7 protein-coding genes and 1 pseudogene are annotated in these 5,694 nt (G+C 62.1%); 2 read left to right on the forward strand and 6 right to left on the reverse strand.

Going from position 1 to position 5,694, the window contains the following annotated elements:
• Nucleotides 1-115: 115 nt before the first annotated feature.
• The 4 genes from B3D39_RS08975 to B3D39_RS08990 all read right to left on the reverse strand — a co-directional run bounded on the left by B3D39_RS08975 (nt 116) and on the right by B3D39_RS08990 (nt 2,685).
• Nucleotides 116-508: a GFA family protein gene (locus B3D39_RS08975; RefSeq protein WP_286789611.1), complete on the reverse strand. Its 393-nt coding sequence runs from the start codon at nt 506-508 to the stop codon at nt 116-118.
• 34 nt (nt 509-542) lie between these two features.
• Complete coding sequence (locus B3D39_RS08980; protein WP_078523503.1) at nt 543-1,061, reverse strand: SRPBCC family protein; 519 nt, start codon at nt 1,059-1,061, stop codon at nt 543-545.
• Nucleotides 1,054-1,398 (reverse strand): ArsR/SmtB family transcription factor, encoded by a 345-nt coding sequence (locus tag B3D39_RS08985; RefSeq protein WP_078523504.1) that lies wholly within the window; start codon nt 1,396-1,398, stop codon nt 1,054-1,056. The genes B3D39_RS08980 and B3D39_RS08985 overlap by 8 nt, the downstream gene beginning before the upstream one ends.
• Before the next feature lie 513 nt (nt 1,399-1,911).
• A complete protein-coding gene (locus B3D39_RS08990; RefSeq protein ID WP_246831741.1) occupies nt 1,912-2,685 on the reverse strand; it encodes a FadR/GntR family transcriptional regulator in 774 nt (257 codons plus the stop codon).
• Here B3D39_RS08990 and B3D39_RS08995 point away from each other — a divergent pair.
• A complete protein-coding gene (locus B3D39_RS08995; RefSeq protein WP_078523505.1) occupies nt 2,684-3,439 on the forward strand; it encodes a sulfite exporter TauE/SafE family protein in 756 nt (251 codons plus the stop codon). The two genes, B3D39_RS08990 and B3D39_RS08995, sit on opposite strands and share 2 nt — an antisense overlap.
• Before the next feature lie 53 nt (nt 3,440-3,492).
• Entirely contained in the window at nt 3,493-4,644 is a 1,152-nt protein-coding gene (locus tag B3D39_RS09000) for an HPP family protein (RefSeq protein WP_078523506.1), read from the forward strand.
• A gap of 27 nt (nt 4,645-4,671) precedes the next feature.
• Here B3D39_RS09000 and B3D39_RS09005 read toward each other — a convergent pair whose 3' ends face one another.
• Nucleotides 4,672-4,959 (reverse strand): 5-formyltetrahydrofolate cyclo-ligase, encoded by a 288-nt coding sequence (locus tag B3D39_RS09005; RefSeq protein ID WP_246831742.1) that lies wholly within the window; start codon nt 4,957-4,959, stop codon nt 4,672-4,674.
• Between the two features lie 363 nt (nt 4,960-5,322).
• Nucleotides 5,323-5,614, reverse strand: a pseudogene (locus B3D39_RS09010) (transposase); the annotation flags it as partial.
• Nucleotides 5,615-5,694: the final 80 nt, after the last annotated feature.

Consider the following 5,694-nt stretch of genomic DNA (forward strand, 5'->3'; position numbering starts at 1 on the left):
TGAAGCTGGCGGGTCTGCGCAAATGCTGCTTGATCGAACCCGCCATTCGCGCATCGTGCAGCCGTCGTTCACGTCTTGTAGACGAATGATGCTTCGCCAAGAGATGGTGCTCACTTTAGTCGTTGCGGTGGTTGGTCTCGTCGCGATCACGTTCATATCTTTTCATGTCCGGAAATTCCGGTAGCCAGGCTTCGCGACGAACGACCCAATTCTCATAGGTTGGTTTCAATTGGTCGGGCGCATCGAGGCAACCGAGATGCAGTTCGACCTCATCGCCACTTCGCGCGAAAACGGACGATCCGCAGCGTGGACAAAAATTCCTCCCGGCATAGTCACGCGTGTCGCCGTCGATGTTCACCGCGTCTTCAGGGAAAACGGCGGCCGCGTAGAATAGGGCGCCATGCGGTTTGCGACAGTCGAGAAAGTGACATATGCCGACCCGATAGGGGCGGCCCGAAGCCACAATTCGAACATCGCCGCACATACAACCGCCCGTGAAACGCTTCATAATCGTGTTTCCCTTCGATCAAACCTGTGAAAATTCAGCCGCGCGCTGCAGCATCGCCGGTCTCGCCGGCAACATGAACAGCCAGTTTGCCAAGCGTTTGAGCGCCAAATTCGACAGCCCCGAACCCGATAACCGCTGCGCGGCGTTCTGGCGTCGGATGCATCTGGCGCAAGGTGACAACGGTTTTCCCATTATCCTGCGTGTCGAAGGTGACGAGAAGCCGGAAGCGGTCGGGGTCATCATCGATATCCTGACCATGATCGGCCTCGATCAGGCTTGGTGCCTCGACCCGCAGAAAATCCATACGGTTCGAGAACCGCGTGCCGTCCGGAGCAATCATGTCGAACCGCCAAACGCCACCTGCCCGGATGTCGGCCTCATGGGACTCGATCTGGAAGCCCTCAGGCCCGAACCAATGCACGATTTGTGCTGGATCGGTCCACGCTTCGAAGGCGGTCTCACGTTCAGCGTCGACGACACGAGCGATGACAATTTCCTTTTCCAAAGGCCACTCGGCCCATGCAGAGACGATTTCGGCGGCTCCATCAGTCACTGGATTTCTCCTCCTTTATTTTCTCGAGGTGGGTCTCAAAGCGATCCAAGCGGCTCTCCCATTGCTTGCGGTGGGAGGCCATCCAATCTTCCGCAGCCTTCAAAGCCAACGGGTTCAAAGTGCAGACACGGCTTCGCCCCTGTCGTTGCGACATGATAAGGCCGGCGTTTTCCAGAACCCCGAGATGCTGTGTGAAGGACGGCAGCGCCATGTCGAAAGGCTGGGCCAGTTGTGAGACGGTGGCCGACCCTTCGCTAAGCTTCTGAACGACTGCCCGCCGCGTCGGATCGGACAATGCGATGAAGACCTGTTCTATGGAGCGCTTTGAGTTAGGCATGCGCCTAAGCATGTGGCCGTAATAAAGTTAGGTCAACACCTAACTTTGAGAAACCTGCTGGGGTGTAGCCGATTTCGGCGCCACGCACAGCAACGGGAATGCTCAGCTCAGTGCGGCTTGGCGGGTCCACAGAGATCAGAAGTTCAGGCAGGGAAGAAAACGTTGGCCTTCGGCCCATTGCGGCCCTTGATCCCAAGGCGCACCGCTGCGGCGCAGCGTCACCGAACCGGTCCTCCGCCCCTTGCGCAGCAAACCGGTTCCGGCAGAGGTCCACATTGCGGACAAAGCCGCCGCGTCTTGGCTTTGGTCTTGTCCAGATGCCGCGTTACCATGCCGAGGCGGCTCTGACCGCCCGCGAGTTCGTCGAGGTTCTGACCGATTTTCCGCCGTCACTCTCGCCGGTTTCCATCCTTTATCCTGACAACCGGCAGCTCTCCCCCGCCTGTGGATGTTTCGAGATTGGTTGGTGGCAGTGTTCTGAAGGCGCAGGACCCGGGCGGAGCGGCACCGCTGTCAGGGCGGCAGACCGGACCCGCACATGGCCGCGAAGATCGTCTGCAGGTGCCTGCGCATGGCATCCGCGGCGGCGTCGGCCGCGCCCCGTTGAATGCACGCGACCAACTCCTCATGCTGTAGGCTGTGACGTTCGGTGAATTCGGCGACACCGAGTTTTCGGTAAGTGACTTCCCATTCGCGCTGCCAGGCGGCATGGCGGCGCGCGCCCGCGAGATAGTCGAGTAGGCCAAGCAGGATGGGATTGCCTGTTACCTCTGCGATACCACGATGAAAGGCGGCATCGAGCCGTTCGCAGTCGGCCCGGGTTGCGGCACGGCGGCCCCGGTTGACCAGATCGGAAAGATAGGCGATCTCGGCAGGGGTCGCGAGCGCAGCGGCCTCGGCGGCGACGGAGGGCTCGAGGGTCAGGCGCGCCTGCATCAGCTGAAGCGGTGAAGCGCCTTGCACTAGAATGGTCTCGCGCACAGGGTGGCCCCGCGGGCGGGGGCCAAGGAACGTGCCTTGCCCGACATGCCGCCAGAGATCGCCAGCGAGCTCCAGCTCGGCCAAGGCATTGCGCAGCGTCTCACGGCTGCACCCCAACCGACGCGCCAGATCCCGCTCCGGCGGCAGCTGTCCGCCCGGCGCGATGGCGGCCGCCGCGCAATAGTCGCGCAGCGCTTCCACAACCTTTCGAGTTCGCTTCGTGGTCATTTGCACCCCGATACAGACCAATTTGCAGACCAATCCGGCATCATGCAACAGCGGCGCGGTTTGAAGGAGAACGAACATGCTGACAGGTATAATACTCGTGCTGGCCGGCTTGGGCGCCGGTGCGCTCAATGCAATCGCGGGTGGTGGCACCTTTCTGACGTTTCCCGCACTCGTCTGGGCCGGTGTTCCGCCCATCATGGCGAATGCGACCGCGACCTTTGCCGCCCTTCCGGGCTATGTGGGCAGCGCCTGGGCCTATCGCACAGATATCGAGCGCGGCGGGAAGCCTCCTCTCGCCCATCTTTTCGGCACGGCGATCGTCGGGGGGCTCGCTGGCGCTAGTCTGCTGCTGGTCACGCCGGAAGAGCTGTTCTCGGGCGTGGTGCCCTGGCTCTTGTTGATGGCGACCTTGGCCTTTGCCACCGGACCGTCCTTCGTTCGGTATCTCGCGAAGTCCGGGCGCGAGACGCCCAGCCCCACCGCACTTGCTCTTGTGTTCGTGGTCTCGGTCTATGGCGGCTATTTCAACGGTGGCCTCGGCATCATGCTGCTCGCGGCTTTCGGCGTCATCGGCATGACCGACCTGCACCGGATGAATGGGTTGAAGAACTTGATGTCCGTGATCCTGTCGGTGGTCTCGGTCGCGACATATGCCATTGCGGGCCTGATCGACTGGGGCAACTTGCTGATCGTCGGCCTGTCCTGCGCCATGGGCGGATACATCGGCGCGGTTCTGGCGCGGCGGGTTAGGAACACGGCCGTGCTGCGTCTGTTCATTATCGCAATCGGCTTGATCATGACCGTTGCCTTCTTTATGCGCCCCGCAGGTTGATCTTTCGTCAAACCGGTGAAACTTTCGGCGACAGCTGATGTTGAGGCGTCGCGTTGCACATTTTGAAATCACTTGGCCCGGCTGTGGCCCGTGTTCCAACCAAGGAGGCGCTGCGCGCGGGGCTTGGCGCGCTGATCGGATTGGCGCTAACCGGATTGTTCCTGTTGTCGCCGACCGTCGATCTGGACCTCGGTCTTTATCTCGTCGCGCCCTTTGGGGCGTCCTCGGTTCTGCTCTTCGCCGTTCCGAACAGCCCCTTGGCGCAGCCCTGGTCGGCGATCGTGGGCAATACCGTCGCGGCCTTTGTCGGGGTTGCGGTTTGCCTTTTTGTGACGGACCCCGCCTTGCGCATCGCGCTCGCCGTCGGGCTTGCCATCACCGCAACCATCCTGTGCCGCGCAGTCCATCCGCCCGCTGGTGCCGTCGCCATGACCGCGGCCATGTCCCCGGACGCCATCGCGCATCTGGGGTTTTGGTTCGCCCTGACGCCAATTGCGTTCGGAACCATCGCACTGGTTCTGCTGGCAACCCTCTATGCGCGGCTGACGGGACGCCACTATCCCTTCCGGCAATTCGAGGATCCCAATATTCATGGAACCGCAGATCGCAATCCGATCGAGCGACTTGGGCTTTCGGAAGAGGAGCTGACGGGGATTCTCGAACGCTATCGTCAGTCGTTCAACCTCGGCGTCGAAGACCTGGCCCGACTGATCGGGGCCGCCGAACTGCAGGCGGCGGCGCATTCGTCGGGCCCGTTGACTGCGCAAGACATCATGTCGCGCAATCTCGTCACCGTCACGTCGAACGCCCCATTGGGCGAGATCGCGGATCTGTTCCGGCAGCATCACTTCACATCGCTTCCGGTCGTTGGTGTGGATCAAACCTTTCTGGGCGTGATCTTCCAGATGCATCTCATCAGCCAGGCCCGCGACGATGCCCTGCGCCTTGATCGCGGCTTTCGGGCAGCGTTCCGCAGGTTGTTGGATCGGGACCGGGAAAGACCGATGACCGCCGCTGATATCATGAGTGTCGCCAGCCCCCGCGCCACCGGCGACACCCCGATCGGGGCTTTGCTGCCGATGATGGCCGAGGGAGATACAGATGCCGTTCCGGTCCTTGAATACGGCAAGATCGTCGGCATCGTCACCCGGACCGACCTCGTAGCGGCGCTGTCCCGGAGCGCGGCGCGCGCCGGCTCCGCCTGACCGGGGTGCCTGGAACCTGGATGGGGCTCAGACCACGTCTCTCACGGTCTGCATCCCTTTCTCGGTCACGATGAGATCGAGCGGGATGTCATGAGGTTGCGGGAAGATGGTCTGAAGGCGCGCCTCTTGAAACCCGACACCGGCGACAAAGGGTTTCGGTTCCAGCGCCGCTAAAGTTCGGTCGAAATAGCCCCCGCCATATCCGAGGCGATAGCCTTCTGTGGTCCAGCCGAGGAGCGGCGCAAGTGCGATGTCGGGTGTGGCGAGCCGCGCGTCCGGGGGCGGGACAGGAATGTTCCAGTCGCCGCACACCATGCGGCTTTCGGGCGTCCAGCGGCGAAAGGTGAGCCGGAGCCGCCTTGGTTTCGACCAGTGGCAGGGCGACGGTTATACCGGCCTTGTGACGCTCCGCCATCAGCGGGCGCAGGTCGGGTTCACCCTTGATCGGCCAGTAGGCGGAAAAGACCTTGCCCGGTGCCCCGCCGAAGCGGTCTTTCAACACCTTTTGCAGATGCCCGGCCAGCGCCTCGCCGATCTCCTTGCGCTCTGCAACCGACAAGGCCAGACGCGCAGCGCACAGGCGGGCGCGTTCGGCCTTGCGCCAACGGGCCACGTCGCGGGCCTGTTCGGGATCGACGGCCAGCGGATCGAAATAGCCCGGGGCGACCTCGGAGGCAGGTCAATGCCGCCTCGGGTCCGACCAATTAGACGACCACGCACCTTTTTTGGCGGCCATGCGGGTCACCGTTCGGTGGGCCTTTAGGTCTGTCGCGTCGATCATCACGGCCTTATCTCCGCCGTGTTCCGACACCAGCGCGGACATCATTCGCGCGAAGATGCCCTTTTCGCTCCAACGCTTCCATCGGCTCTAGAGCGTTTTGTGAGGGCCATTAGCAGCAGGAGCGTCGCACCAGCGCAAGCCATTGCGGTTGATGAAGATAATCCCGCTCAGCACCCGCTTGTCGTCAATTGGGCACTAGCACATCGTGCGGTCATAAGCTTCATCGTCCAAACGGTGGAACATCTGACCGGCAAAGAGGAATCGCCCGT

The organism is Thioclava sp. UBA3469 (assembly GCF_002378135.1).
Classification (GTDB): Bacteria; Pseudomonadota; Alphaproteobacteria; order Rhodobacterales; family Rhodobacteraceae; genus Thioclava; species Thioclava sediminum.

Bases quoted from the DNA above. Each gene is read 5' to 3' on its own strand.
- B3D39_RS08975 (WP_286789611.1), bottom strand. From the start codon at position 508: ATGAAGCGTTTCACGGGCGGTTGTATGTGCGGCGATGTTCGAATTGTG.
- B3D39_RS08995 (WP_078523505.1), top strand. From the start codon at position 2,684: ATGCTGACAGGTATAATACTCGTGCTGGCCGGCTTGGGCGCCGGTGCG.
- B3D39_RS08990 (WP_246831741.1), bottom strand. From the start codon at position 2,685: ATGTTCGTTCTCCTTCAAACCGCGCCGCTGTTGCATGATGCCGGATTG.
- B3D39_RS08985 (WP_078523504.1), bottom strand. From the start codon at position 1,398: ATGCCTAACTCAAAGCGCTCCATAGAACAGGTCTTCATCGCATTGTCC.
- B3D39_RS09005 (WP_246831742.1), bottom strand. From the start codon at position 4,959: ATGGTGTGCGGCGACTGGAACATTCCTGTCCCGCCCCCGGACGCGCGG.